15 protein-coding genes and 3 rRNA genes are annotated in these 26,895 nt (G+C 70.1%); 8 read left to right on the forward strand and 10 right to left on the reverse strand.

All coding sequences use genetic code 11. From position 1 onward, the window contains the following. Positions 1 to 10: 10 nt before the first annotated feature. Positions 11 to 3,253, forward strand: coding sequence for a BTAD domain-containing putative transcriptional regulator (locus tag JAO84_RS19240; RefSeq protein WP_370413979.1), 3,243 nt, complete (start codon positions 11 to 13; stop codon positions 3,251 to 3,253). Here the strand turns inward: JAO84_RS19240 and JAO84_RS19245 are convergent. Further along, a complete protein-coding gene (locus JAO84_RS19245; protein ID WP_370413980.1) occupies positions 3,240 to 5,225 on the reverse strand; it encodes a sigma-70 family RNA polymerase sigma factor in 1,986 nt (661 codons plus the stop codon). The genes JAO84_RS19240 and JAO84_RS19245 overlap by 14 nt on opposite strands. Positions 5,226 to 5,435: 210 nt before the next feature. Beyond that, the gene (locus JAO84_RS19250; protein WP_370413981.1) at positions 5,436 to 6,221 is read right to left on the reverse strand and encodes a TetR/AcrR family transcriptional regulator; all 786 of its coding nucleotides are present in this window, start codon (positions 6,219 to 6,221) and stop codon (positions 5,436 to 5,438) included. A 353-nt stretch (positions 6,222 to 6,574) separates the two neighbouring features. Here JAO84_RS19250 and JAO84_RS19255 point away from each other — a divergent pair, with 353 nt between their 5' ends. Continuing rightward, complete coding sequence (locus JAO84_RS19255; protein ID WP_370413982.1) at positions 6,575 to 7,963, forward strand: NAD(P)/FAD-dependent oxidoreductase; 1,389 nt, start codon at positions 6,575 to 6,577, stop codon at positions 7,961 to 7,963. Between the two features lie 106 nt (positions 7,964 to 8,069). Continuing rightward, entirely contained in the window at positions 8,070 to 9,713 is a 1,644-nt protein-coding gene (locus JAO84_RS19260) for a SpoIIE family protein phosphatase (protein ID WP_370413983.1), read from the forward strand. 5 nt (positions 9,714 to 9,718) lie between these two features. Here JAO84_RS19260 and JAO84_RS19265 read toward each other — a convergent pair whose 3' ends face one another. Further along, positions 9,719 to 10,996: an MFS transporter gene (locus JAO84_RS19265; protein ID WP_370416809.1), complete on the reverse strand. Its 1,278-nt coding sequence runs from the start codon at positions 10,994 to 10,996 to the stop codon at positions 9,719 to 9,721. A 142-nt stretch (positions 10,997 to 11,138) separates the two neighbouring features. Between JAO84_RS19265 and JAO84_RS19270 the strand changes: the two genes are divergently transcribed. The 4 genes from JAO84_RS19270 (at position 11,139) to rrf (ending at position 17,470) form a co-directional block, all read left to right on the forward strand. Continuing rightward, complete coding sequence (locus JAO84_RS19270; RefSeq protein ID WP_370413984.1) at positions 11,139 to 11,705, forward strand: MarR family winged helix-turn-helix transcriptional regulator; 567 nt, start codon at positions 11,139 to 11,141, stop codon at positions 11,703 to 11,705. A 643-nt stretch (positions 11,706 to 12,348) separates the two neighbouring features. Then, a 16S ribosomal RNA gene (locus JAO84_RS19275) occupies positions 12,349 to 13,874 on the forward strand. A gap of 285 nt (positions 13,875 to 14,159) precedes the next feature. Next, a 23S ribosomal RNA gene (locus tag JAO84_RS19280) occupies positions 14,160 to 17,280 on the forward strand. Between the two features lie 73 nt (positions 17,281 to 17,353). Continuing rightward, positions 17,354 to 17,470, forward strand: a 5S ribosomal RNA gene (rrf, locus tag JAO84_RS19285). Together the 16S, 23S and 5S rRNA genes form the textbook arrangement of a ribosomal RNA operon. Before the next feature lie 55 nt (positions 17,471 to 17,525). Here the strand turns inward: rrf and JAO84_RS19290 are convergent. Next, positions 17,526 to 18,206 (reverse strand): response regulator, encoded by a 681-nt coding sequence (locus JAO84_RS19290; RefSeq protein WP_370413985.1) that lies wholly within the window; start codon positions 18,204 to 18,206, stop codon positions 17,526 to 17,528. After that, positions 18,203 to 19,468 carry a sensor histidine kinase gene (locus JAO84_RS19295; protein ID WP_370413986.1) on the reverse strand — a complete coding sequence of 422 codons (1,266 nt, stop codon included), beginning with the start codon at positions 19,466 to 19,468 and terminating at the stop codon, positions 18,203 to 18,205. Before JAO84_RS19295 ends, JAO84_RS19290 begins: the two co-directional genes overlap by 4 nt. A 111-nt stretch (positions 19,469 to 19,579) precedes the next feature. Between JAO84_RS19295 and JAO84_RS19300 the strand changes: the two genes are divergently transcribed. Further along, the gene (locus JAO84_RS19300) at positions 19,580 to 20,158 is read left to right on the forward strand and encodes a GNAT family N-acetyltransferase (protein ID WP_370413987.1); all 579 of its coding nucleotides are present in this window, start codon (positions 19,580 to 19,582) and stop codon (positions 20,156 to 20,158) included. On the opposite strand, the gene JAO84_RS19305 is transcribed toward JAO84_RS19300, so the two are convergent. The 5 genes from JAO84_RS19305 to JAO84_RS19325 are packed head-to-tail and all read right to left on the reverse strand — an operon-like array spanning position 20,155 to position 26,772. Next, the gene (locus JAO84_RS19305; protein WP_370413988.1) at positions 20,155 to 21,606 is read right to left on the reverse strand and encodes a type IV secretory system conjugative DNA transfer family protein; all 1,452 of its coding nucleotides are present in this window, start codon (positions 21,604 to 21,606) and stop codon (positions 20,155 to 20,157) included. The genes JAO84_RS19300 and JAO84_RS19305 overlap by 4 nt on opposite strands. 1 nt (position 21,607) lies before the next feature. Further along, positions 21,608 to 23,014, reverse strand: a complete 1,407-nt coding sequence (locus JAO84_RS19310; RefSeq protein ID WP_370413989.1) for an ATP-binding protein — start codon at positions 23,012 to 23,014, stop codon at positions 21,608 to 21,610. A gap of 20 nt (positions 23,015 to 23,034) precedes the next feature. Next, the gene (locus JAO84_RS19315; RefSeq protein WP_265867466.1) at positions 23,035 to 24,588 is read right to left on the reverse strand and encodes an SCO6880 family protein; all 1,554 of its coding nucleotides are present in this window, start codon (positions 24,586 to 24,588) and stop codon (positions 23,035 to 23,037) included. After that, entirely contained in the window at positions 24,585 to 25,973 is a 1,389-nt protein-coding gene (locus tag JAO84_RS19320) for a hypothetical protein (protein WP_370413990.1), read from the reverse strand. The genes JAO84_RS19315 and JAO84_RS19320 overlap by 4 nt, the downstream gene beginning before the upstream one ends. Then, the gene (locus JAO84_RS19325; protein ID WP_370413991.1) at positions 25,963 to 26,772 is read right to left on the reverse strand and encodes a hypothetical protein; all 810 of its coding nucleotides are present in this window, start codon (positions 26,770 to 26,772) and stop codon (positions 25,963 to 25,965) included. Before JAO84_RS19325 ends, JAO84_RS19320 begins: the two co-directional genes overlap by 11 nt. Positions 26,773 to 26,895: the final 123 nt, after the last annotated feature.

Here is a 26,895-nt window from a genome sequence, read left to right on the forward strand (position 1 = left end):
GAATGGGGCGGTGCGGTATCTGATCCTCGGGACCACCGATGTCCTCGACGTCCACGGCGCGCCCCTTCCCCTCGGCGGCGCCCGGCTGCGGGCGCTGCTCGCCGCGCTCGCGTTGCGGGGCGGGCGGACGGTGTCCGTGGGGGAGTTGGTCGACGATGTGTACGGGGACGAGCCGCCGCAGGACGCGCAGGCCGCGGTGCAGGCGCTCGTCGGGCGGCTGCGGCGGGTGCTCGGCAAGGAGGCCGTCGGGTCGGGGCCCGGGGGGTACCGGCTGGCGGCCGGGCCCGAGGACATCGACCTGTACGTGTTCGAGCGCCACGCGCGCGAGGCGGGCGCCCGGCTCGACGCCGGGGACCCGGAGGGCGCGGCCGCGCTGCTGCGCACCGCCCTCGCCCTGTTCCGCGGCCCCGCGCTCGCCGACCTGCCCGAGCCCGCCGGCGTCCGCCCCGAGGCCCAGCGGCTCGCCGCGCTCCGGCAGCGCGTCGAGGCCGACCTGCGGCGCGGCGCCACCACGGGCCTCGTCCCGGAGCTGACCGAGCTGACCGGCGCGTACCCCTACGACGAGACCTTCCACGTCCAGCTGATCCGGGCCCTGCGCGCGGAGGGCCGCCCGGCCGACGCGCTCGCCGCGTACGAGAGCGCCCGCCGCACCCTCGCCGACGGCCTCGGCGCCGACCCCGGGCCCGAACTCGCCGCCCTGCACGCCGAACTCCTCGCCGGGGAGGCGCCAGTACCCGCGCCGGCACCCGCACCGGCGCCCGGACCCGGACCCGCCCCTGTACCCGAGACCGGCAACATCCGCCCCCGCCTCACCTCCTTCGTCGGCCGCGAACCCGACCTCGCCGCGCTCCGCACCGACCTCGACCGCTCCCGGCTCGTCACCCTCACCGGCCCCGGCGGCTCCGGAAAGACCCGGCTCGCCGAGGAAGCCGCCCTCCAAGCCGTCGGCCCCGCCGCCTGGATCGCCGAACTCGCCCCGCTCGACACCCCCGAGGCCGTACCCGGAGCCGTCCTCTCCGCCCTCCGGCTGCGCGAGACCAATCTGATCGCCCGCGACGGCGTCCCCCTTCAGGACGACCCCACCGCCCAGCTCGTCGAGCACCTCTCCCGCCGCCCGCTGCTCCTCGTCCTCGACAATTGCGAGCACGTCATCGACGGCGCGGCCGCCCTCGCCGAAACCCTCCTCACCCACTGCCCCGGCCTGCGCGTCCTCGCCACCAGCCGGGAGCCGCTCGGCGTCCCCGGCGAAGCCGTCCGCCCTGTCGAACCGCTCCCGCCGACCCCCGCCCACCGCCTCTTCGCCGAACGCGCCCGCGCCGTCCGCCCCGGCTTCCGCGCCGAGGACGACCTTCCGGACGTCGACGAGATCTGCCGCCGCCTCGACGGCCTGCCCCTCGCCATCGAACTCGCCGCCGCCCGGCTGCGGCTGCTCACCCCGCGGCAGATCGCCGACCGCCTCGACGACCGCTTCCAGCTCCTCACCTCCGGCTCCCGCACCGTGCTGCCCCGCCAGCAGACCCTCCGCGCCGTCGTCGACTGGTCCTGGGAGCTCCTCGACCCCGCCGAACGCGACCTGCTGCGCCAGGTCTCCGTCTTCGCCGGCGGCTGGGACCTCGCCGCCGCCGAGGCCCTGAACCCGGTCGCACCCGGCGCCCCCGCGCCCGTCCCCGACACCGTCGGCGTGCTCGGCAGCCTCGTCGAGAAGTCCCTCGTGGTGGCCAGCCCCACCGAGGACGGCGAGATGCGCTACCGCCTCCTGGAGACCATCCACGAGTACGCGGCGGAGCGCGCCGCCGAGACCCCGGCCCTGCGCGCCGCCGCCGAAGCCGCCCACACCGCCCACTTCACCGCCTTCGCCGAGACCGCCGACCCCCTGCTCCGCTCCGGCGAACAGCTCCCCTGGATCGCCAGGATCGAGCGCGACCTCGACAACCTCCGGGCCGCCCTGCACCGCACCGTCGTCACCGCCCCCGACGAGGCCGCCGCCGCCCGGCTCGTCTTCGCCGTCGGCTGGTTCTGGTGGCTGCGCAACTACCGCCCCGAGGCCATGAGCTGGGTCGAGCGCGCCCTGAGCCTCGGCGAGGACCCCACGGACCCGGACGACCCCCGCTACTGGCCCCGCATGCAGCTGCGCATGCTCCAGTTCTTCCTCGCCTCGGAGAGCGCGAACGCCCCCTCGCTCCGCGACGACCCGGAGGCCGCCGCCCTCGTCGCCCGGGTGCGGGCCGCGTTCTCCGATCACCCCGGGCCCGAGTCCGCGCGCTTCCCCGGCATGCTCTGGCCGCTCACCAGCTTCCTCACCGACACCCCGTCCGACGTCCGCGCCCTCCTCGACCTGGCCGTCGCCAACTGCCGCCGGTACGGCGGCGAATGGGAGATCGGAGTCGCGCTGATGTTCCGCACCCACATGATCGTCGACATGCCCGGCGGCATGCCCGGCATCGACGAGGACCTCGCCGAACTGCGCGCCCTCTCCCGCCGGGTCGGCGACCGCTGGATGCGGGCCCAGGTCGCCAGCGCCGCCGGCGAGGCCAACATGATGCGCGGCCGGCTCGCTGAGGCCCGCGAGGCATACGTGGAGGCGCTGACCTTCGCCCGCGAGGTCGGCGCGCACGCCGAGGCCCCGTTCCTCCTCGCCCGGCTCGCCGAACTCGACTTCCGCGCGGGCGACCGAGCCGTCGCCCTCAAGGGACTCGACGAGGCGACGGCCGAGGCCGACCGCTATCACGTCCACGACGCCCGGACCTATGTCGGCTTCCTGCGCGCCGAGATCGCCCTGTCCGACGGAGACGTCCCCGCCGCCCGCCGCCATGTCGAGGTGGCCGGCGCGACGATCGGCGTGGGCACCCCGCCGCCGCACTTCGAGGCCGCCGTGCACGGCCTCGCCGCCCGTATCGAGGCGCACGAGGGGGCGGGGGTCCCGGCCGTCGTCCACGCCGTCGCGGCGCTGCGCCTCGCCGTCGACGCGGGCAGCGCCGAGTTCGTCACCACCGGCCTCACCGAGGGCGTGGCCAGCGCCTTGTCCCTTGCCGGCGAGCCGGCACTGGCGCTCCGCCTGCTCGGCGCCACCGACGGCTGGCGCTCCGCCGTCCCGCGCGCCCTCCCCGAGGTCCAGGAGGCGACCGCGCTGGTGGAGCGCACCGCCGCGACCCTCGACGCCCCGGCCCGCGAAGCCGCCCGCGCCTCGGGCCACGGCCTCACCCTGGACGAGGTCCTGTCCCTGCTGGAGCCCTACGCCGCTACCGGCAGCTGATCCGCGACTCGGCCCAGTCCGCCATCGCCGCCTGGCCGAACGGGGTGTGCTCCTCCACCACCAGGCGCAGGGTGCGGCGGCCGGCGAGGCTGACGTGGACCGGGATCGGGGTGTCGCCGCGGCGCAGGACCGGGGAGCGCCAGAGGCGTTCGCCGTCGCCGTAGACGGAGAAGCGGACGCCGCCGGGGCCGATGGGCACGGTGATGTCGTCGATGCCGACGATCGCGTCGTAGCTCGTGCACTGGCGGTTGAGGTCGATGAGCATCGAGGACGGGGCGTGCATGCTGACGCCGTGGGCGTAGCGGGTGCCGTCCATCGTCAGGCCGGAGCGCTGCCACACGAGGCTGCTCTGGGCGAGGTTGACCTCCGGCTTGGTGCCGTCGCCGAACACCCCGTACTGCAGCGTGTCGATCTGGTAGACGGCCGGGCCGGGCTTCGGCGGCTTCGGCTTCGGCTTCGCCTTGGGCTTCACGACCGGCCGGAGCGTCGGCTTCGGGGTGGGGCTCGCCGTCGGCGTGGGGCTCGGCGGCGGGGTCTTCCGCGGCGTCGGCTTGGGCGCGGGCGGCGGCGCCGGTACGGGGGGAGGCGTCGGCTTCGGGGTGGGCTTCGGGCTCGGCGGCGGGGGCGGCGTCTCGGCGGGCGCGGCCACCGTCGGCGTGGGGGCGGGCTGGGCGACCGGCTCCGGTTCGGCCCCGGTCAGCGCCCACACCAGGCCCGCGGTCGCGGCGACCGCGGCCACCGCCGCGATGCCCGCCTTCGCGGGGATGCCCAGGCCCTCGGAGGCGGCGGCCGACGCGCCGGCGGTGGAGCCGGTCGTGGTGCCGCCCGTCGCGGCGGCCGCGGCACCGGCCGCGCCCGCCCCGGCGGCTCCGCCGGCCACCACACCGGCGGCCTTGAGCGAGTACCCGGCGGCGAACCAGCCGATGACGGCGACCGGCAGCAGCGCGGGGATCCCGGCGTTCACGTGCGCCAGCTCACCGGCGGCCAGCCGGCACTTGGCGCACTCCTCGATGTGCTTGCGCAGTCCGCGCTCGGCCCGCATCCGCAGCCCGCCGCGCGCGTACGCGCCGAGCCGGTCGGCGTAGCGGGCGCAGTCGCCGCCCGCGGTGAGCGACTGGCTGACGTGCGCCTGCAGATAGGCCTGCTTGAGGCCCTCGCGGGCGCGGCTGGCGAGCACGGCGGTCGCGTTGGCGGTGAGCCCGAACAGCGGGGCGACCTCGCTGGGCGACTCCTCCTCGACCGTGGTGTGCCACAGCACGGCCTGCCAGCGCTCCGGCAGCGAGCGGAACGCCTGCATGGCCAGGGACTGTTCGGCCTCGTGCATGGCGAGGACGTCCGCGCCCAGGTCGAGCCCGGCGCCGAAGGTCGCCGACTGGTCGGAGACCTCGGCGGCCCGGGCGGCCTCCTCGGCGAACACCGCGAAGTCCTCGACCAGGTGCTCGCGCTTCTGGGTGCGGATCCAGGTCGCGGCGACCCGGCGCACGGAGGTCAGCAGATAGGCGCGCACCGCCTGCTCGGGCCCGGCCCCGCCGCGTACCGCCTGCAGCGTGCGGGCGAAGACCTCGGCCGTCAGGTCGTCGGCGGTGTCGGCGTCCCGGCAGCAGGAGCGGGCGTAGCGGCGGACGGCGGCGGAGTGCCGGCGGAACAGCTCCTCGTACGCGCTGTCGTCGCCGTCCCGCATGCGCTGGATCAGCTCGGCGTCGGACGGCGGCAGATCGAGCGGCGGCGGCAGGACGGAGCCGGAACCGGAGTCGGTGTCGGCGCCGCCGTGGTCGAACGCCTCGGCGGCCGACGGCGGGACGCCGCCGCCCTCGCGCTGCTGCGGCACGCTCGCCTCGGGAGCCGGCGCGCTCGGCGCGGAGCCGTGGGCCCCGCCCGGGCCGCCCTGGCTCGGCACCTGCCGGGACGGCAGCCCGCCCGCCTCCGCCGTGCCGGCGGCGGCCGGCGTCTCGTCCCGACTGTCACCGCTCATCGCGGAAGCCCCCGTATACACGCTCGGACCCGAACGCGGCCAAGCCTGCCACAGAGCGCGGGCATGCCGAAGCCCCGCGTCCACTTACCACCCGTCCGGGGCGACTTCCCGTCTCCGGGCGTAACCGCTCATCCGTTCGTGTCATGCTCGACGGTCCACTCGGAGCATCGAGTGACCCCTCGAGAACCGCGCTCCCTCAGCGGCGGCGCGCTACCGCGAGCGCAGACCCTCCAGAAGGATGTCGAGGAGCCGTGCCGAGGCCGCCGCCTGCTGCGCCGCGTCCGGCAGCGCGGGAGCGGCGGTGGCTATCACCAGGAGCACGTCGGACACCGTCACGTCGGTGCGCAGCTCGCCCGCCTCCCGGGCCCGGTCCACCAGCCGGCCGACGACCTCCAGGAGCTCGGCCGCCCCCGCGTCGTCCTGCTCGGCCGCCGGCACCGCGCGCGGCGCCACGATCCGCTGCTCGCCCTGCTCACCGTAGGCAGCCTGTGCCGACGGCCCCGCGTGCCCGTTCACACCCGGAGCGGCGCCCGGCACCGAGACCCGCTGCTGCGGCACCCGCGCCTCGTCGTCCGCCGCGCCCGTGGGCAGCACCACCTCGTCCACGCCCACCCGCAGCACCTGCGGCGGCAGCAGCCGACCGGCGCCCGAGGCAACCGAGGTGCGCAGGAAGCGGGAGAGCGCCGACCACGGCTCGTCCTCCTGCCCGAGCGCGGTGCGCGCCTGCTCGGTGAGGCGCGCGGTCTCCTCCTCGGCTATCCGCCGGACCAGCACGTCCTTGCTGGGAAAGCGCCGGTACACGGTGCCGACACCGACCCGGGCGCGCCGCGCCACGTCCTCCATCGGCGCCCCGTACCCGAGCTCGCCGAACACCTCGCGCGCCGCCCGGAGCACATGCTCCAGATTCCGCTGCGCGTCCACCCGCAGCGGCGCGGACCGCCCGTTCGGCGCCGACTGCGCCGTACGCACCTGCCCGTACGAATCCTGAATCTGCATAAGCGTTCCCCCGCTCATGATGTCTCCCCCCGGAGACTCCCCGCCCTGACACGGGGGTCCGACCGGGCCGCGCCCTTGGTCCACGCACGGCGATCCGACACCCCGACGAAGTACGAACATAGTTGAGTCGGGGTCAATTCAGAAGGGGCAGTTCCGTACGGTGCGCCCCCCGATCGGAGCAAGGACCCGGACCCTCCCGATTCCGGCCCCGCACCCCACCCGCCATCCCCACCCTGACCTGCGCACTTCCCGTCCCGCCCGGCCCATTCGCCACCCCACGCCTCCGCACCCCTCCGGTCACACAATTTGCCGGGCCTGTGGACAAACCCCGGACGGCGTTGCGTCATGGGACGGTGACCGAACCTGTGCGCATCCTCGTCGTCGGCGGCGGCTACGTCGGTATGTACACCGCGCTGCGCCTCCAGCGGCAGCTCAAGGCGGAGCTGAAGAGCCGCACGGCCGAGATCACGGTGGTCACCCCCGAGCCGTACATGACGTACCAGCCGTTCCTGCCCGAGGCCGCCGCCGGCAGCATCTCCCCCCGCCACGTCGTCGTCCCGCTGCGCCGGGTCCTGGACCGCTGCCGCATCGTCATCGGCGAGGTCCACTCCGTCGACCACGCCAAGCGCACGGCGACCCTCTCCACCCTCGCCACCGAGGAGGAGGGCACCGGAGCGATCCGGCTCGGCTACGACGAGCTGGTCATCGCGCCCGGCTCGGTCTCCCGCACCCTCCCGGTCCCCGGCCTCGCCGACCACGGCATCGGCTTCAAGACCGTCGAGGAGGCCATCGGCCTGCGCAACCACGTCATCGAGCAGATGGACATCGCCTCCTCCACCCGCGACCCCGCGATCCGCGACGCCGCCCTCACCTTCGTCTTCGTCGGCGGCGGCTACGCGGGCGTCGAGGCCCTCGCCGAACTCGAGGACATGGCCCGCTACACCGCGCGGTACTACCACAACCTCAAGCCCGAGGACCTGCGCTGGGTGCTTGTCGAGGCCTCCGACCGGATCCTCCCCGAGGTCGGCGCGGAGATGGGCCGCTACGCCATCCGCGAGCTGCGCGGCCGCAACATCGACGTACGCCTCGGCACCCGCCTCGACTCCTGCGAGAACCGCGTCGCCGTGCTCAGCGACGGCACCCGCCTGCCCACCCGTACCGTCGTGTGGACCGCCGGCGTGAAACCCGCGCCGGTCGTCGCCGCCACCGACCTGCCGCTCGACGCGCGCGGCCGGATCGTCTGCACCGCGCAGCTCACCGTCGCCGGCACCGAACACGCCTGGGCCGCCGGCGACGCCGCCGCCGTCCCCGACGTCACGGCCGGGGAGCCGGGCAAGGAATGCGCCCCCAACGCCCAGCACGCCGTCCGCCAGACGAAGGTGCTCGCCGAGAACATCGCCGCCGCCCTGCGCGGGCAGCCCCTCAAGGAGTACGCCCACGCCTACGCCGGCTCCGTCGCGTCGCTCGGGCTCCACAAAGGAGTCGCCCACGTCTACGGCCGCAAACTCAAGGGCTACCCGGCCTGGTTCATGCACCGCGCCTACCACCTCAGCCGGGTCCCCACGTTCAACCGCAAGGCCCGCGTCCTGGCCGAATGGACCCTGTCCGGCCTGTTCAAACGCGAGATCGTCTCCCTCGGCTCCCTGGAACACCCACGCGCCGAATTCGAACTCGCCGCCGCACCTCCACCCGCACCGAAGGACCCGTCCCCCGACAAGTCCCCGGACGATCCCGCGGGCTGACATCACTGTCAGTGCACTCGTCCACACTGGACGTGTGACCATAGGTGGGCTCACACCTGCACAGAGTGACTCTGCACGGCAACGACACCACGAGGCATACAGATCCGTGAACTTCACCCGTTGGAGCGCCCGGCTCCCCGGTACGCAGCGCCGCGCGGCGTCCCGCGGGACCGAAGGCTCCGTGCCCGCCGCCCGCGGTGAGTACGGGCCCCGGCCGGACCACCCCGCCGACGAGTCCGGCACACCCGAGGGCGTCCCCGCGCTCGAGGACTTCACCGTGCGGGAGATCATCGGCCGCCTCCCCGGCCTGGTCGCCCTCGTGTACGGACCGGAGCACCGCATCGCGTACGTCAACGAGGCGTACGCGGCGGCGTTCGGCCCCCGCCCGGCCGGCGCCACCGTCGCCGACACCTGCCCCGAGGCGGAGGAGCTCGGCCTGCTCCCGCTCCTCGACCAGGTGCTCCGCAGCGGCAAGCCCCGCACTGTGAAGTCCCGCCGCACCCAGGACGGCGGCTCCTACACCGTCACCTGCCTCCCCGTGGAGAGCCCGCGGCTCGCCGACGGCGGCGTCCTCGTCCACGCCGCCGACGTCACCGACCACGCCGAGGCCGCCGAGCGGCTCCGCGCCAGCGAGCGCCGCCACCGCGAGACCGCCGTCACCCTCCAGCGCTCCCTGCTCCCGCAGGAGCTGGAACAGCCCGACGACCTCCGCATCGCCGCCACCTACCAGCCCGGCGGCACCGACGCCGCCGTCGGCGGCGACTGGTACGACGTCATCACCCTCGGCGCCGGCCGCACCGCCCTCGTCATCGGCGACGTCATGGGCCGCGGGGTGCGCGCCGCCGCCGTCATGGGCCAGCTGCGCACCGCCGTCCGCGCCTACGCGCGCCTGGACCTGCCCCCGCACGAGGTGCTCCAGCTGCTCGACGGCCTCGCCGCCGAGATCGACGCCAGCCAGATCGCCACCTGCGTCTACGCGGTCCACGACCCCAACGAGGGCAAGCTCGTCTACGCCTCCGCAGGCCACCTCCCGATCCTTGTACGGGACGAGGACGGCACCGTCCGCCGCGCCGAGGACCCCACCGGCCCGCCGCTCGGCACCGGCGGCTGGCTCCACACCTCCGGCAGCATCGCCCTGCCGCCCGGCTCCACCGCCGTCCTCTACACCGACGGCCTGGTCGAGCGCCGCCGCGAGGACATCGACGAGGGCGTCTCCGCCCTGGAGCGCGCCCTCTCCGGTGCCACCGGGACCCCGCAGGTCGTCTGCGACCGGCTGCTCCGCTCTCTCGGCGTCACCGCCGACCACGACGACGACGTCGCCGTCCTCGTCGTCCAGCACCCCGCCCGCAAGGGCTCCGACGCCGAGCTCTTCCACAACGCCGCCCTGGAACTGCTCGGCGGCATCGAGGCGGCCCCACGCGCGCGTGCCTTCGCCTCCGGCGTCCTCGCCAGCTGGCGCTTCCCCGTCGAACTGTGCGACCTCGGTGTCCTCGCCACCAGCGAGCTGGTGGCGAACTCCCTTCAGCACGGCACCCCGCCCATGCGCCTGCGGCTGCGCCGCACCGACCGGCGCCTGATCATCGAGGTCACCGACGGGGACGACCATCTGCCGCGCCGCCGCCGGGCGGAAACGGAGGACGAGGCGGGTCGCGGAATCTCGATCATCGCGACGATCGCCTCGTCCTGGGGGAGCCGCCGCACTCCGGGCGGCGGCAAAGCGGTGTGGTGCGAGTTCGCCCTGCCTGACTAGCAGCCTCAGGCGGCGGCGGTCTCCTTCGCGGGCTGGTGCTGAGCCACCACCCGCGAGGGCCGGGCCGCCAGCGACGGCTGGTTCTGCACCGGCGTGAGCTGCCGGCCCAGCCGGACCGCGAGGAAGGTGATCCCGAGCGAGAACAGCACGAAGGTCAGGATGTACGGGCCGTGCAGCGCGGCCCCCATCGGGCCGCCGACCGCCGGGCCGACCGCGAGGGCCAGCTGCTTCACCAGGGCGAAGGCCGAGTTGTACGTACCGACCATCGACTCCGGCGCCAGATCGGCCACCAGCGGCGCGACCGTCGGCGACAGCATCGCCTCGCCGAGCCCGAACAGCGCGTACGTGGAGACGAACGCCGCCGTCGCCATCGTCTGGCTGCCGTGCCCCAGGCCCGCGTACCCGGCGAACAGCCACGCCACGGTCCAGATCAGACCGACGGCCGCGATCACCCGGGTGCGCTTGCGGCGCTCGACGAACTTCAGCACCAGGAACTGGGCGACCACGATGACGGCGGTGTTCGCCGCGAGGGCGATGCCGAGCGCCGACGGGTCGATCCCGGCCGCCTCGGTGCCGTACGCCGCGAGACCCGACTCGAACTGCCCGTAGCAGGCGAAGAACAGCACGAAGCCGAGCACGCACAGCTGCACCATCGCCTTGTGGGCGAACAGTGCGCGGACCCCGCCGCCCCGGCCGGAGGCCGGACGGGCGGCCGGCAGGACCGCCGACTCCGGCATCCGCACGGTCAGCACGATGCCCGCGAGCACCAGGAACATCGCCGCCTCGATCGAGAACAGCAGCAGGAAGCTGTCGGGCCGGCTGGCGTCCACCAGCTGGCCGCCGATCAGACCGCCGACACCCAGACCGAGGTTCTGCAGGAAGAACTGCATCGCGAACGACCGGGTCCGGCCCGCCGGCGTCGAGCTCCAGACGATCATCGTCGCCAGGGCCGGCTGCATCACGGCCGTACCGGCACCCAGGAGCGCCGCGGCACCGATCGCCGCGGGCACGGACGCGGCCAGGCCCATCCCCACCGCGCCGAGCGCGGCGAGCAGCGAGGCCACGAGCAGTACGGGCACCGGCCCGCGCCGGTCGATCGCGCGCCCGCTGAAGGGGAGCACCAGGAGTGCGGCCATGGCGAAGACGGCCAGTACGACACCCGCGGTGCTCGCGCCCAGATCCCGCACCTGAGCGACGTACACATAGAGGTACGGCACGGTGAAGCCGAGTCCGAACGCGCTCAGCGCGCTGCCTGCCTGAATCCGGCGCATCGCTGCGCCCATCGCCTTGGTCACACTCACCCACTTCGGTCGCGGGTTCAGTGCTGTAGCCCTGAACCCTGAAGACTTCAATCCTAAAGTTCGATCCTTAACGATACACATAGAAGGACTTCAACGCCAACGAACCCCGTGGGATACTCGCCGCATGTCCGACACCACCGAGCAGTCCGGCGCCACGGGCCCCCAGGAACCGAGCCTCGACGAGCAGATCGCCGCCTATCAGCGCGAGTTCCGCGACCTCGACCCCCAGGTCGAGAAGGTCGTCTCCGCGCTGGGGCGGCTGAACCGCCGGATGAACGTGGCGTACGGCCGCCAGGTCGCCGACCTCGGCATCAGCAACGCCGAGTGGGAGGTCCTCAAGACCCTCGTCCTCTCCGGCGCCCCGTACCGCCTGGGCCCCGGCGAGCTCGCCAAGCGCCTCGGACTCACCCCGGCCGCCATGACCCACCGCATCGACCGCATGGCCGGCGAGGGCCTGGTGACCCGCGACCGCGACGAGACCAACCGCGTGCGCGTGATCGTCGAGCTGACGGACGAGGGCCGCCAGAAGTGGTTGGACGCCATGCGCATGGCCACCGCCTTCGAGGAGGAGCTCCTCCAGGACCTCTCCACGGAGGAGCGCGGCGCCCTCGGCGAGATGCTGATCCGCCTGCTGCGCCGGGTGGAGCTCACTCAGCCCGACGCCGGCGGCCGGCTGACGGACCTGGACTAGCGGACCCGGACGGGCCTCTGGGGGAGCCTTGACACGGCCCTCGGGGATGCGTAGTGTTCTCCGAGTTGTCACGGAGCCGGAACGGTTCTTCGACAGCCATCCCGCCGCAGTAGCGGCACCTCAACTCCGCACGATCTCCCCACCGGGAAGAATTTCGGCATGCCGAAATTCATTTCGATTGACTCGATTAACGGGTCGCCCGGGAAATCCGCTAGAGTTCAGGACGTCGGAACGGCCCAACGGCCGGGAAGACAAACCCCGCTGACTGGGAATCAGACGCCGAAAGGATCTGATAGAGTCGGAACCGCCGGAAGGGCCCGGAACGACGAAAGTCGAAAAGGGACCGGAAAGCACCGAGGAAATCGGATCGGAAAGATCTGATAGAGTCGGAAACGAAGGAAGCGCCCGGAGGAAAGCCCGCGAGGGTGAGTACAAAGGAAGCGTCCGCACCTTGAGAACTCAACAGCGTGCCAAAAATCAACGCCAGATTAGTTGATACCCCGTCCATCTTCGGATGGTCGAGGTTCCTTTGAAAAAGTCCTTCCGCGAGGAAGGCGCACAGCGAGGACGCTGTGAACAGTCGGCCACATTCCGGCATGACTGTTCCGCTCTCGTGTGTGTTGCACCGGATTACCGGTAAACATTCACGGAGAGTTTGATCCTGGCTCAGGACGAACGCTGGCGGCGTGCTTAACACATGCAAGTCGAACGATGAAGCCCTTCGGGGTGGATTAGTGGCGAACGGGTGAGTAACACGTGGGCAATCTGCCCTTCACTCTGGGACAAGCCCTGGAAACGGGGTCTAATACCGGATACGAGTCTCGAGGGCATCTTCGAGACTGGAAAGCTCCGGCGGTGAAGGATGAGCCCGCGGCCTATCAGCTTGTTGGTGAGGTAACGGCTCACCAAGGCGACGACGGGTAGCCGGCCTGAGAGGGCGACCGGCCACACTGGGACTGAGACACGGCCCAGACTCCTACGGGAGGCAGCAGTGGGGAATATTGCACAATGGGCGAAAGCCTGATGCAGCGACGCCGCGTGAGGGATGACGGCCTTCGGGTTGTAAACCTCTTTCAGCAGGGAAGAAGCGAAAGTGACGGTACCTGCAGAAGAAGCGCCGGCTAACTACGTGCCAGCAGCCGCGGTAATACGTAGGGCGCAAGCGTTGTCCGGAATTATTGGGCGTAAAGAGCTCGTAGGCGGCTTGTCACGTCGGGTGTGAAAGCCCGGGGCTTAACCCCGGGTCTGCATCCGATACGGGCAGGCTAGAGTGTGGTAGGGGAGATCGGAATTCCTGGTGTAGCGGTGAAATGCGCAGATATCAGGAGGAACACCGGTGGCGAAGGCGGATCTCTGGGCCATTACTGACGCTGAGGAGCGAAAGCGTGGGGAGCGAACAGGATTAGATACCCTGGTAGTCCACGCCGTAAACGTTGGGAACTAGGTGTTGGCGACATTCCACGTCGTCGGTGCCGCAGCTAACGCATTAAGTTCCCCGCCTGGGGAGTACGGCCGCAAGGCTAAAACTCAAAGGAATTGACGGGGGCCCGCACAAGCAGCGGAGCATGTGGCTTAATTCGACGCAACGCGAAGAACCTTACCAAGGCTTGACATATACCGGAAACATCCAGAGATGGGTGCCCCCTTGTGGTCGGTATACAGGTGGTGCATGGCTGTCGTCAGCTCGTGTCGTGAGATGTTGGGTTAAGTCCCGCAACGAGCGCAACCCTTGTCCTGTGTTGCCAGCATGCCCTTCGGGGTGATGGGGACTCACAGGAGACCGCCGGGGTCAACTCGGAGGAAGGTGGGGACGACGTCAAGTCATCATGCCCCTTATGTCTTGGGCTGCACACGTGCTACAATGGCCGGTACAAAGAGCTGCGATGCCGTGAGGCGGAGCGAATCTCAAAAAGCCGGTCTCAGTTCGGATTGGGGTCTGCAACTCGACCCCATGAAGTCGGAGTTGCTAGTAATCGCAGATCAGCATTGCTGCGGTGAATACGTTCCCGGGCCTTGTACACACCGCCCGTCACGTCACGAAAGTCGGTAACACCCGAAGCCGGTGGCCCAACCCCTTGTGGGAGGGAGCTGTCGAAGGTGGGACTGGCGATTGGGACGAAGTCGTAACAAGGTAGCCGTACCGGAAGGTGCGGCTGGATCACCTCCTTTCTAAGGAGCACAGTACCGATTGCGAGCAAACGTCTCGCACGGTCAGCTCATGGGTGGAACGTTGATTAGTTGGCGTGAGTGGCCTGATGGTCTTCCTAGTACTGCTTCGGCGTGGAACGGAACGGCACGGACGGTGCTCACGCTTGGCACGTTGTTGGGTATCTGAGGGTACGGCCGAAAGGTCTTGCCTTCGCGATGCCGGCCCCAGTGAACTCGCCACGTAGTGGTGGGGTGATGGGTGGCTGGTCGTTGCTTGAGAACTACACAGTGGACGCGAGCATCTGTGGCCAAGTTTTTAAGGGCGCACGGTGGATGCCTTGGCACCAGGAACCGATGAAGGACGTGGGAGGCCACGATAGTCCCCGGGGAGCCGTCAACCAGGCTTTGATCCGGGGGTTTCCGAATGGGGAAACCCGGCAGTCGTCATGGGCTGTCACCCATGCCTGAACACATAGGGCATGTGGAGGGAACGAGGGGAAGTGAAACATCTCAGTACCCTCAGGAAGAGAAAACAACCGTGATTCCGGGAGTAGTGGCGAGCGAAACCGGATGAGGCCAAACCGTATGCGTGTGAGACCCGGCAGGGGTTGCGCATGCGGGGTTGTGGGATCTCTCTTCTGTCGTCTGCCGGCGACAGGACGAGTCAGAAACCGTTGATGTAGTCGAAGGACATGCGAAAGGTCCGGCGTAGAGGGTAAGACCCCCGTAGACGAAACATTAGCGGCTCGTTTGAGAGACACCCAAGTAGCACGGGGCCCGAGAAATCCCGTGTGAATCTGGCGGGACCACCCGCTAAGCCTAAATATTCCCTGGTGACCGATAGCGGATAGTACCGTGAGGGAATGGTGAAAAGTACCGCGGGAGCGGAGTGAAATAGTACCTGAAACCGTGTGCCTACAAGCCGTGGGAGCGTCGGATACAAGCTTGCTTGTATCTCGTGACTGCGTGCCTTTTGAAGAATGAGCCTGCGAGTTTGCGGTGTGTTGCGAGGTTAACCCGTGTGGGGAAGCCGTAGCGAAAGCGAGTCCGAACAGGGCGATTCAGTAGCACGCTCAAGACCCGAAGCGGAGTGATCTAGCCATGGGCAGGTTGAAGCGGAGGTAAGACTTCGTGGAGGACCGAACCCACCAGGGTTGAAAACCTGGGGGATGACCTGTGGTTAGGGGTGAAAGGCCAATCAAACTCCGTGATAGCTGGTTCTCCCCGAAATGCATTTAGGTGCAGCGTCGTGTGTTTCTTGCCGGAGGTAGAGCACTGGATAGGCGATGGGCCCTACCGGGTTACTGACCTTAGCCAAACTCCGAATGCCGGTAAGTGAGAGCACGGCAGTGAGACTGTGGGGGATAAGCTCCATGGTCGAGAGGGAAACAGCCCAGAGCATCGACTAAGGCCCCTAAGCGTACGCTAAGTGGGAAAGGATGTGGAGTCGCAGAGACAACCAGGAGGTTGGCTTAGAAGCAGCCACCCTTGAAAGAGTGCGTAATAGCTCACTGGTCAAGTGATTCCGCGCCGACAATGTAGCGGGGCTCAAGCGTACCGCCGAAGTCGTGTCATTGCAGCATGAGGGCCAACGCCCGCTGTGATGGGTAGGGGAGCGTCGTGTGCCGGGTGAAGCAGCCGCGGAAGCGAGTTGTGGACGGTTCACGAGTGAGAATGCAGGCATGAGTAGCGATACACACGTGAGAAACGTGTGCGCCGATTGACTAAGGGTTCCTGGGTCAAGCTGATCTGCCCAGGGTAAGTCGGGACCTAAGGCGAGGCCGACAGGCGTAGTCGATGGACAACCGGTTGATATTCCGGTACCCGCTTTGAAACGCCCAATATCGAGCCCATTAATGCTAAGCCCGTGAAGCCGTTCCGGACCCTTCGGGGAATGGAAAGTGGTGGAGCCGGCGAACCAAGGTGGTAGTAGGTAAGCGATGGGGTGACGCAGGAAGGTAGTCCAGCCCGGGCGGTGGTTGTCCCGGGGTAAGGGTGTAGGCCGTGTGGTAGGCAAATCCGTCACACGTTAAGGCTGAGACCTGATGCCGAGCCGATTGTGGTGAAGTGGATGATCCTATGCTGTCGAGAAAAGCCTCTAGCGAGTTTCATGGCGGCCCGTACCCTAAACCGACTCAGGTGGTCAGGTAGAGAATACCGAGGCGTTCGGGTGAACTATGGTTAAGGAACTCGGCAAAATGCCCCCGTAACTTCGGGAGAAGGGGGGCCACACCTGGTGATCGGATTTACTCCGTGAGCTGGGGGTGGCCGCAGAGACCAGCGAGAAGCGACTGTTTACTAAAAACACAGGTCCGTGCGAAGCCGTAAGGCGATGTATACGGACTGACGCCTGCCCGGTGCTGGAACGTTAAGGGGACCGGTTAGTGACCTTTCGGGGTTGCGAAGCTGAGAACTTAAGCGCCAGTAAACGGCGGTGGTAACTATAACCATCCTAAGGTAGCGAAATTCCTTGTCGGGTAAGTTCCGACCTGCACGAATGGCGTAACGACTTCTCGACTGTCTCAACCATAGGCCCGGTGAAATTGCACTACGAGTAAAGATGCTCGTTTCGCGCAGAAGGACGGAAAGACCCCGGGACCTTTACTACAGTTTGATATTGGTGTTCGGTTCGGCTTGTGTAGGATAGGTGGGAGACTGTGAAGCGGCCACGCCAGTGGTTGTGGAGTCGTCGTTGAAATACCACTCTGGTCGTGCTGGATGTCTAACCTCGGTCCGTGATCCGGATCAGGGACAGTGTCTGATGGGTAGTTTAACTGGGGCGGTTGCCTCCCAAAGGGTAACGGAGGCGCCCAAAGGTTCCCTCAGCCTGGTTGGCAATCAGGTGTTGAGTGTAAGTGCACAAGGGAGCTTGACTGTGAGACCGACGGGTCGAGCAGGGACGAAAGTCGGGACTAGTGATCCGGCGGTGGCTTGTGGAAGCGCCGTCGCTCAACGGATAAAAGGTACCCCGGGGATAACAGGCTGATCTTCCCCAAGAGTCCATATCGACGGGATGGTTTGGCACCTCGATGTCGGCTCGTCGCATCCTGGGGCTGGAGTCGGTCCCAAGGGTTGGGCTGTTCGCCCATTAAAGCGGTACGCGAGCTGGGTTTAGAACGTCGTGAGACAGTTCGGTCCCTATCCTCTGTGCGCGCAGGAATATTGAGAAGGGCTGTCCCTAGTACGAGAGGACCGGGACGGACGAACCTCTGGTGTGCCAGTTGTTCTGCCAAGGGCATGGCTGGTTGGCTACGTTCGGGAGGGATAACCGCTGAAAGCATCTAAGCGGGAAGCCTGCTTCGAGATGAGTATTCCCACCTCCTTGAGAGGGTAAGGCTCCCAGTAGACGACTGGGTTGATAGGCCGGATGTGGAAGCCCAGTAATGGGTGGAGCTGACCGGTACTAATAGGCCGAGGGCTTGTCCTCAGTTGCTCGCGTCCACTGTGTTAGTTCTGAAGTAACGAACTCCCTATACCGGTTGAGTTCAACTTCATAGTGTTTCGGTGGTCATAGCGTTAGGGAAACGCCCGGTTACATTCCGAACCCGGAAGCTAAGCCTTTCAGCGCCGATGGTACTGCAGGGGGGACCCTGTGGGAGAGTAGGACGCCGCCGAACAATCATTGTGGGAAAGCCCCGCACCTTATGGTGCGGGGCTTTTCTGCGTTCAGGGTCAGGCCGCCGGCGTGACCAGGCCCGTGTCGTAGGCCAGGATCACCGCCTGGATGCGGTCGCGCGAAGAGGTCTTGGCGAGGATGCGGGTGATGTGGGTCTTCACCGTGGACTCGGCGAGGTGGAAGCGGGTGGCGATCTCCGTGTTCGTCCAGCCCTGGCCGACGACCGTGAGGATTTCGCGTTCGCGGTCGGTCAGTGCAGCCAGCCGCGGGTCGTCCTTCGGGGAGGGCAGGGGAGCGGGGGTCGCCGGCGCGGGCACGGGTCGGAGGTAGGTGGTCAGGAGGCGGTGGGTGAGCTTGGGGGACACCACCGCGTCGCCGCTCGCGACCGAGCGGATGCCCGTGAGGAGCTCCTCGGGCTGGGCGTCCTTCACCAGGAAGCCGCTCGCGCCGGCGCGCAGGCCGTCGTACGCGTACTCGTCGAGGTCGAAGGTGGTGACGATCAGGATCCGGGTGCGGGAGCCGGTGGCGGCGATGCGGCGGGTGGCCTCGATGCCGTCCAGGCCCGGCATGCGGATGTCCATCAGGACCACGTCCGGGTGGTGGCGGTCGGCGAGGCGGACGGCCTCCGTGCCACTGCCGGCTTCGTCGACGACCGTCATGTCGTCCTGGCTTTCGAGCAGCATGCGGAAGCCGAGGCGCTGCATCGGCTGGTCGTCCGCGATCAGAACGGTCGTCACGAGGGGGAGTCCTCCAGAGGAAGTCGGAGACGTAGGCGCCAGCCGGCACCCTCGGGGAGGGGGCCGGACTCGAGTGTGCCGTCGTAGAGCGCCGCGCGCTCGCGCATTCCCGCCAGGCCCCGGCCCCGGCCCTGGCCGCGGCCCTGGCCCTGGAGCCGGGGACCCGGCGGCTCGGCGGCGGGCCCGCCCGTGTCGGTGACGACGAGGACGGTTCCCTCCGGCCCGTACGCCAGTGTCATCTCGGCCTTCGCGCCTTCGCCCGCGTGCTTCAGCGTGTTCGTCAGCGCCTCCTGTACCGCCCGATAGAGCGTCAGCTCGGCTCCTGGGGAGAGCGGATGAGCTCGGGCGGGGAGGGTCGCCTCGACGGGGAGGCCCGCCCTTCGTACGCCTTCGATCAGGGCCGGCAGGTCCGCGAGGCCGGGCTGGGGGCTCCGTACCGCCGACTCGGTCTCCTCCTCGCGCAGGACGCCCAGCAGGCGGCGGAGTTCGGTGAGGGCCTGCCGGCTGGTGGTGGAGATGGCGTCGAGGGCCTGGGCGGCGCGTTCGGGGTTCTTGGCGGCGGCGTAGCGGCCGCCGTCGGCGAGCCCGGTGATGACGGAGAGGTTGTGGCCGATGATGTCGTGCATCTCGCGGGCGATGCGGGCGCGTTCGGCGGCGGCCGCGAGCCGCACCTCCTGTTCTCGTTCCTCCTTGCGGGAACGGACGGTGATGCCGAGCAGCGCGACGAGGAGGTAGCCCCAGACGGCGGGGACGACGTGCAGGTCCCAGGTCTCGGCCTGGTGGCGGAAGGCACCGGTCAGCAGGGGTCCGAGCAGCAGGGCGGCGGCCCAGAGGAGGGCGCGGGGCGGGCGGCGGAGCGCGATGTGGAACAAGGGGAGGGCCTGGAGGTAGCCGGCCTGGAGGAAGGCGCCGGAGGCCTCGCTGACGAGGACCGGGACCGCCATGACGGAGAGGACGGCGAGGGGGGACCGGCGGCGCCAGTGGACGGGGAGGACGACGGCGGTGCTGACCGTGGCCACCAGCCAGACGGGGACGGACGGGTCGCGGGCGGTGTTCCGCCAGCCGCCGGAGGCGTCCACGAGCGCGGTGACCAGGAGGACGGCGGTCACCAGGGCGTCCCAGACCCAGGGGCGGCGCGTGTCGAAGGCCTGGACCCGGGCGAGCAGCCGGCGTACGTAGCGGCTCGGTGCCGTCGTTCCTGTCGCGCCTGTCGCGCCTGTCGCCCCTGTCGCGCCTGGCGTCCGCGTCGTCCCCGTTGTCACCCGGCCACGCTAGGCGGCGGGGCTCGGCGGCGTCGTCGTACCCAGGTACGACGAATCCCTGGATCAGGAACGCGCTTGTCAGCGGGGTGCGACGATGGCGAAGATCGCGGCATGAACTATTCGATTCGCCCCGTCCGTGCCGACGAGTGGGAGAAGGTGCGCGAGCTGCGGCTCGCGGCGCTTCAGGACCCCGTCGCGCACCTCGCCTTCGTGGAGACGCACGAGACCGCCGTCGCCCAGCCCGATTCCTTCTGGCAGGGGCGGACGGCGAACGCGTCCGAGGACGGTGAGGGGCGGGTGCGGCAGTTCGTCGCCGAGACGCCGGACGGGCGCTGGATAGGTACGACCACGGTGCTCGTCGAGCGGCCGTCGGACGCGGAGCCGCTGTTCGGGGAGCCGGCGAAGGTCGACCAGACGCAGCTGGTGGGTGTGTACGTACGGCCGGAGGCGCGCGGCGGCGGCGTGATCGACGCCCTGTTCCGTACGGCCGTGGAGTGGTCCTGGGCGCTGCCCGAGCCGGCGGTCGAGCGGGTGCGGCTGTACGTGCACGAGGACAACGCGCGGGCCGGCGCCTTCTACCGGCGCTTCGGCTTCGTCCCGACGGGCGAGCGGATGGTGATGCCGGGCTCCGGGAGCGGATACGACCTGGAGTACGAGGTGTCCCGGCCGGGGCCGCAGCAGGCCGTCTAGTGGTACGGGAGGGGCTCGGGCCAGCGGGCCCGGGCCTGCTCCTGGGAGCGCATCAGGGCGAGGGTCGGCAGGCCGAGTTCCCGTCCCGTGGCGACGAGTTCGGGGAGGCGGGGGATCGGCGCGACGGCCGCGACGTCGTCGAGGACGAGGGTCAGTGGTGGGTCGAGCCGACCGTCGGATGACCGTGCGGCCATGCGGCGGCCGTGCTCGACCACGCTTGCTGCGAGCGCGGTCAGGAGGGGCATCGCGCCCGGGTGGGTGCGCGGGTCCTCGATCGGTTCACCCACCACGTAAAGGGTGCCCTGCTCGGCGACGAAAGATGCGAGCGTGAGCGAGTCTGTTCGATTCGGGGTGCAGGCCTGGCGGATGTGGATCGAGCCGAGGGCCGAGAGCGCCCGGGCCGTCAGTTCCTGCGCGGTGGCGCGGCGTTCGGGGTGCGCGGTGAGCGCGGATTCGAGGAGGCCGGCGTGGCCGGCGGCGGCCTTGGGGTGGGTGCGGAGGATCCGTACGGGCTCGTGGGCGTCGGTGCCCTGGGCCCAGCGGTGCACCTGCTTGAACGGCCGGCCGTCTATGGCGGCGGCGTGCAGCCAGCAGCGCATGAGCGTTTCGGCGGTGTCCGCCACGGCCGCGTCGAGCCGGGACTGCGGGCGTACGGGCGCGAGCAGCGCGGCGGCCCGGTCGCGGGCCTCCTGCGGGTCCTCGCACCCCTCGGCGGGGTTCCAGTGGAGCCGGGCGGGGGTGTCGCAGAGGTGGCCGGGGTCGTGGACGAGGACGGGTCCGAGCTTGCCGCGGGCGTCCTTGGTCTCGGCCCAGAGCGTCGGGTCGGAGGTCACGACGAGTACGGCGCCCTCGGCGTCCCGGATCGCCTGGGCGGCGGTGGGGCGGCGGGTGGCGGCGGGGCCGAAGACGATCCGGGGTTCGGACACGGGGGCCGGGGCGGCCGGGCCGTCGGGTGCCACGCGCTCCGGCGCCGGGTCCTCGGCGGGGCGGCGCGGGGGCGGGGGCTGGGTTGCGGCCGGGGGCGCGACGGGCTCGGCCCGCTCCGTACGGGCGGCGCGCTCCTCCTCGTACAAGGCCCCCTTCCCCGCCTTCCGGTTGGCGCGGACCGCGCGCCAGCGGGTGAGGGTGCCGAGGACGAAGACGGTGAGGACGGTCAGGACCATCGCCTCGCCGATGACCAGGCCCCAGAACAGGCCGTAGCCGGAGAGGGCGGCGGGCGGGGTGTCCGGCCAGGCGGCGGCGAGGTCGGTCGGGGCGCCCATCAGGGAGCGCAGGGCCAGGGGCGTACGGGTGAAGGTGACGCCCGGGGGCCAGGCGCCGTGGGAGAACAGGCCGGCCAGGCCGGTCGCCGTCCAGACCAGGACGGCGAGGCCGAGCAGGAGGGCGAGCAGCCCGACGACGAATCCGTCGGGGATGCCGCCGCCCGACTGCTTGCGCTCCTGCTGCATCTCACGCCACCGTGGACTGGGACGAGTCGTTCATCTGTGCGTTCATCTGCTGCTCGACGAGGATCGCGCGCTGTTCCGTCTCCCACTCCAGCTCCGGGTCCGCCGGGGAGGACTCGGTCATGGCGCGGTCGGTGTAGACGAGCGGGCGTTCCTTCTCGGTGATGAGGTGTTTGACCACCTGGACGTTGCCGTTGACGTCCCAGACGGCGATGCCTGGGGTGAGCGTCGGGATGATCTCCACGGCCCAGCGGGGCAGGCCGAGGACGCGGCCGGTGTTGCGTGCCTCGTCGGCCTTCTGCGCATAAATCGTGCGTGTGGAGGCCATTTTGAGGATCGCCGCGGCCTCCTTGGCCGCCGCTCCGTCGACGACGTCGGAGAGGTGGTGGACGACGGCGACGAAGGACAGGCCGAGGCGGCGGCCGAACTTGAGCAGGCGCTGGAACAGCTGGGCCACGAAGGGGCTGTTGATGATGTGCCAGGCCTCCTCGACGAGGAAGATGCGCTTCTTCCGGTCGGGGCGGATCCAGGTGTGTTCCAGCCAGACGCCGACGATCGCCATGAGAATGGGCATGGCGATGGAGTTGCGGTCGATGTGGGAGAGGTCGAAGACGATGAGCGGGGCGTCGAGGTCGATGCCGACCGTCGTGGGGCCGTCGAACATGCCGCGGAGGTCGCCGTCGACCAGGCGGTCGAGGACGAGCGCGACGTCGAGGCCCCAGGCCCGTACATCGTCTATGTCGACGTTCATGGCCTCGGCCGACTCCGCCTCCGGGTGGCGGAGTTGCTCGACGATGTCGGTGAGGATCGGCTGGCGGTCGGTGATGTGCTCGTTGACGTGGGCGTGGGCGACCTTGAGCGCGAAGCCGGAGCGCTCGTCGAGGCCGTGGCCCATCGCCACCTCGATGATGGTGCGGAGCAGCGCGAGCTGGCCGGTGGTGGTGATGGACGGGTCGAGCGGGTTGAGGCGGATGCCGTCGTCGTTGGCGACCATCGGGTCGAGCCGGATGGGAGTTATCCCCAGCTCCTGCGCGATGAGGTTCCATTCGCCGACGCCGTCCTCGCCCTGGGCGTCGAGGACGACGACCTGGCGGTCGCGGAAGCGGAGCTGGCGCAGCACGTAGGTCTTCTCGAGCGCCGACTTGCCGTTTCCGGACTCGCCGAGGACCAGCCAGTGGGGGGCCGGGAGCTGCTGGCCGTACAGCTGGAAGGGGTCGTAGATGTACCCCTTGCCGCTGTAGACCTCGCGGCCGATGATCACGCCGGAGTCGCCGAGGCCGGGGGCCGCGGTCGGTAGGTAGACGGCCTGGGCCTGGCCCGTGGAGGTGCGTACGGGCAGGCGGGTCGTCTCGACCTTGCCGAAGAGGAAGGAGGTGAAGGCTTCGGTGAGGACGGACAGCGGATCTCGCATCGGTCTGTGCCCCTTCGGCCCTAGCGGCGGATGCCGGTCGCGAACGGCAAGGTGTTCACAAAGGCCCGGTGGTGCTCGCGGTCGCACCACTCCAGCTTCAGGTACGACTTTCCGGCGGAGGCCCTGATCGTGCGCTTGTCCCGGGCCAGGGCCTCGGGCGAGCGCGACGACACCGTGATGTACCCGACGAGGTTGACCCCGGCGGCGCCGCTGGCGAGATCTTCACCCCGCTGGTCGAGCCGGCCGTGGGCGGCGATGTCGCGCGGGTCGACGGTGCGGTTCATCTTGGCGGCGCGGCTGGCGTCGGCCTCGTCGTTGGTCTTCTCGGTGAGCATGCGCTCGATGGCGACCTCGGTGGGTTCGAGGTCCATGGTGACGGCGACGGTGCGGATGACGTCGGGGGTGTGGACGAGGAGCGGGGCGAGGAAGTTGACGCCGACCGGGGTCATCGGCCACTCCTTGATCCAGGCGGTGGCGTGGCACCAGGGGGCGCGGGTGGCGGACTCACGGGTCTTGGCCTGGAGGTACGTCGGTTCCATCGCGTCGAGTTCGGCGGGCCAGGCGTTGCGCTTCGACATGGCCTGGATGTGGTCGATGGGGTGGTCCGGGTCGTACATGGAGTGGACGAGGGAGGCGAGCCGGGACTGGCCGAGGGGCTGGCGGACGCGGATGTCGGCCTCGGCGAGGCGGGCGCAGATGTCGGTGAGTTCGCGGGCCATGACGACGGCGAGGCCGGCGTCGCGGTCGAGCTTGCGGGCGCCGGAGGCGTGGCGGGCGGCGCGGGCCATGGCGTTGGCCTCGGCGGCGAGTTCGCGGGTGTAGTGCATGCACGCGACGAGGTAGGCGCGGTGCTGCTCGCTGGAGGTCGACACCATGGACTGGAGCTGGTCGTACGACTCCTGGAGCCAGGCCGGGGCCTGGTGGTCGCCGCGCTGGGCGACGTCCTTGGCGTGGGCGTCGGGGTCGGCGGGGAGGGTGCGGGCGAGCATCTGGAGGCGGGTGACGAAGCCGTCTCCGTTGGCGACGTGCTTGAGGAGGGTGCCGAAGCGGTCGACGAGGGCTTCCTGGTCCTCGGAGTCGCGCAGGCCGACGCCGGGGCCCTCGATCTCGATGGCGGCGGTGACGGTGCGGCGGTCGGCGTGCAGCAGGACGGCGATCTCGTCGGGGCCGAAGGGGGCGGAGAGCCAGGTGACGCCGCCGATGCCGGGGGGCGGGCCGATCTCGACCTCGCGGCCGTCGAGGCGGGTGCCGGCCTCGACGGCGGCGGAGCGGTAGGCGGTGCCGCGCTTGAGCATCCGCTTGTAACTGCGGTTGATCTCGAACCATTTGTAGAAGGTGCGCTGCTTGTACGGGACGTAGACGGCGGCGAGCGCGAGCATCGGCAGGCCGGCGAGCAGGGCGATGCGCAGGGCGAGGACCTGGACGATCAGTCCGCTCATCATGCCGAGGAACGCGCCGGCGATGATGAGCGCGATCTCGCCGGTCTCGCGGTTCTTGCCGACGATCGCGTTCGGCCGGGCGCGGCCGATGAGATACGTGCGGCGGGGCGAGACCGGCTGGGACTGGGTCGTCAACGCCCTGCACCTCCTGCTCCTGTGTTCTTGCCGATGGTGCCGCTACCGCCGCTGCGGCTGGTGTGCGGGGTGCCTGCGGTGGGGCTGCTGTTACGGGGCGCGGGCGCGGCGCCCGATCCGCCTCGGGCGTCTCCGCCGCGGCTGCTGTGGGCGGCGACGCCGCCGGAGAGGGGGTTGGCGGGGCGGGGCGCGCTGCCGCCGGAGCCCTGGGAGCCTCCGCCGCCGTCGCCGCGGGTGCTGTGGGTCTTGATGCCCTGGGAGACGAGGGAGGCGGGGGAGGAGATGACGGCGGCCGCGGTGTTCTCGCCGGCGCGGTGCAGGCGGTTGTTGCGGGAGGCGATGATCTCGTCGCCGAAGCCGGGTACGAAGCGGTAGATCATCGCGGAGGCGAAGATCGCGAGCAGGATGATCGCGAGGCCGGAGACGACGGCGGAGAACGCGTCGGGGCCGGTGCCGGAGGAGAGCGCGCCGGCGAGGCCGAGCACGATCACGATGACCGGCTTCACCAGGATGACCGCGATCATGATGCCGGCCCAGCGGCGGACGTGGCCCCACATGTTCTTGTCGACGAGCCCGGAGTACACGACGACGCCGAGCAGGGCGCCGACGTAGAGCAGGACGGCGCGCAGGACGAGCTCGAGGTAGAGCACGCCGGCGGCGAGCACGGTGACGAGCGAGACGATGATCAGCATGATCGGCCCGCCGCCGATGCTGTCGCCCTTCTCCAGGGCCTGCTTGAAGCTGCCGAAGAAGACGTCGGTCTGCTGGCCGGTGCCGGAGGCGATGACCTCGGTGACGGCGTCGGTGGCGTTGACGACGGTGTAGAGGATCAGCGGGGTGAAGGCGGAGGCGAGGACGGTCAGCCAGAGGAAGCCGACGGCCTCGGAGATGGCGGTGGTGAGCGGGACGCCGCGGATGGCGCGCTTGGCGACGGCGAGCAGCCAGAGGAGGAGGGTGAGGAAGGTGGCGGCGGCGAAGACGATGGCGTAGCGGCCGAGGAACTCCATGTTGGTGAAGTCGACGGTGGCGGTCGACTTCACGGCGGAGGAGAGGGTGTCGACGACCCAGGCGGCGGCCTTGGCGCAGCCGCTGGCGAGGGAGGAGAGGGGGTCGAGTGCGTCTGTGGGATCGTCGATGCGCGCTCGGGACCCGGCGGGCTGTTGCCCGTTCTCGCAGTACTCCTTGGCCTGGCCCACGATGAGCGCGCAGGGGTCGTTGGTGGCGCTCGGCGACGGGGTGCCGGGGGACGGCGTCCCGGCCGGAGTGGGCGTCGGGGCGGCGTAGGCCCGCGAGGCGAGCAGCACCAGGGTGACCGGCAGGGCTGCCAGACCGGCAGTCAGGGCACGCAGCGGGGTACGGAGCGGGGCGCGTCGGCTAGCGGGCATAGGTGAAGCCTCCGTAACCCTCGACGGCCCTGGCGATCTCGTCCGCGACCGAGGCGCGGTTGTCGCCGTTGACGGGGGTCGGGCCCTCGGCCTGTTCCGAGCTGACGACCTTCCAGTCGCCGCCGACCCACTTCAGCTTCTCGGTGATGGTGAACCAGGTGGAGGTCACCGGCTTGGTGGAGCCGTCGCCGGCGAGGCCGACGAGGCCGGTGCACCACACCTCCGCCGTGGCGGTGTCGCCCGTGTAGTCCTTCACCTTGGTGCCGACGGGGATGGTCCGGGACACGAAGGTCAGGCCGTTCGGCGCGGTGCCGTCGGGCTGCAGGCCCACGTTGGACAGGAAGCCGGCCGAGTAGGAGTCGTTCAGGCTCTTCACGAGGGCGTCGGCGACGGCCGGGTCGTGGGTGGCGCGTACGAGGGCCTCGCGCGGCCCGGGCTGGAACATGTCCACCGACCCCAGCGCCACCGCGTAATTCGCCGCCGCGCTCTGCGCCCCCTGCTCGTCGTGCGCGAAGCCCGTCGGGATCTGGCCGTTCCTGCCCGTGACGGGGCGGACGCCAGTCGCGGAGGTCGGGGCGGCGGACGGGGACGGGGCGTTCGGGCCGGCGCCCTGGCGGGGCGTGTCGGAGGGGGTGCCGTCGCCGCGGTTGGCGAGGGCGATCGCCGCGACCAGGAGGACCACCACGCCGATCACCGCGACAAGGGAGCGGGAGCTCCGGGCGGGGGGACGGGTGGTGCCGGGGGTGGCGTCGGGGAGGCGGGTGCGGGTCTGGCCGTCGTGGTCGTCGCCGAAGCTCATGCCGGGCACGCCCCTTCGGCCCTTCGCGGATACGGCGGGCTCGACGGGCTCGACGGGTACGACGACGGGAGCCGTGCTGGTTTCCGCGCGGGCGCGGCGTGGTGACTGGACATCAGGGAACGC

It is taken from the genome of Streptomyces fradiae, assembly GCF_041270065.1.
Taxonomy (GTDB): Bacteria; Actinomycetota; Actinomycetes; order Streptomycetales; family Streptomycetaceae; genus Streptomyces.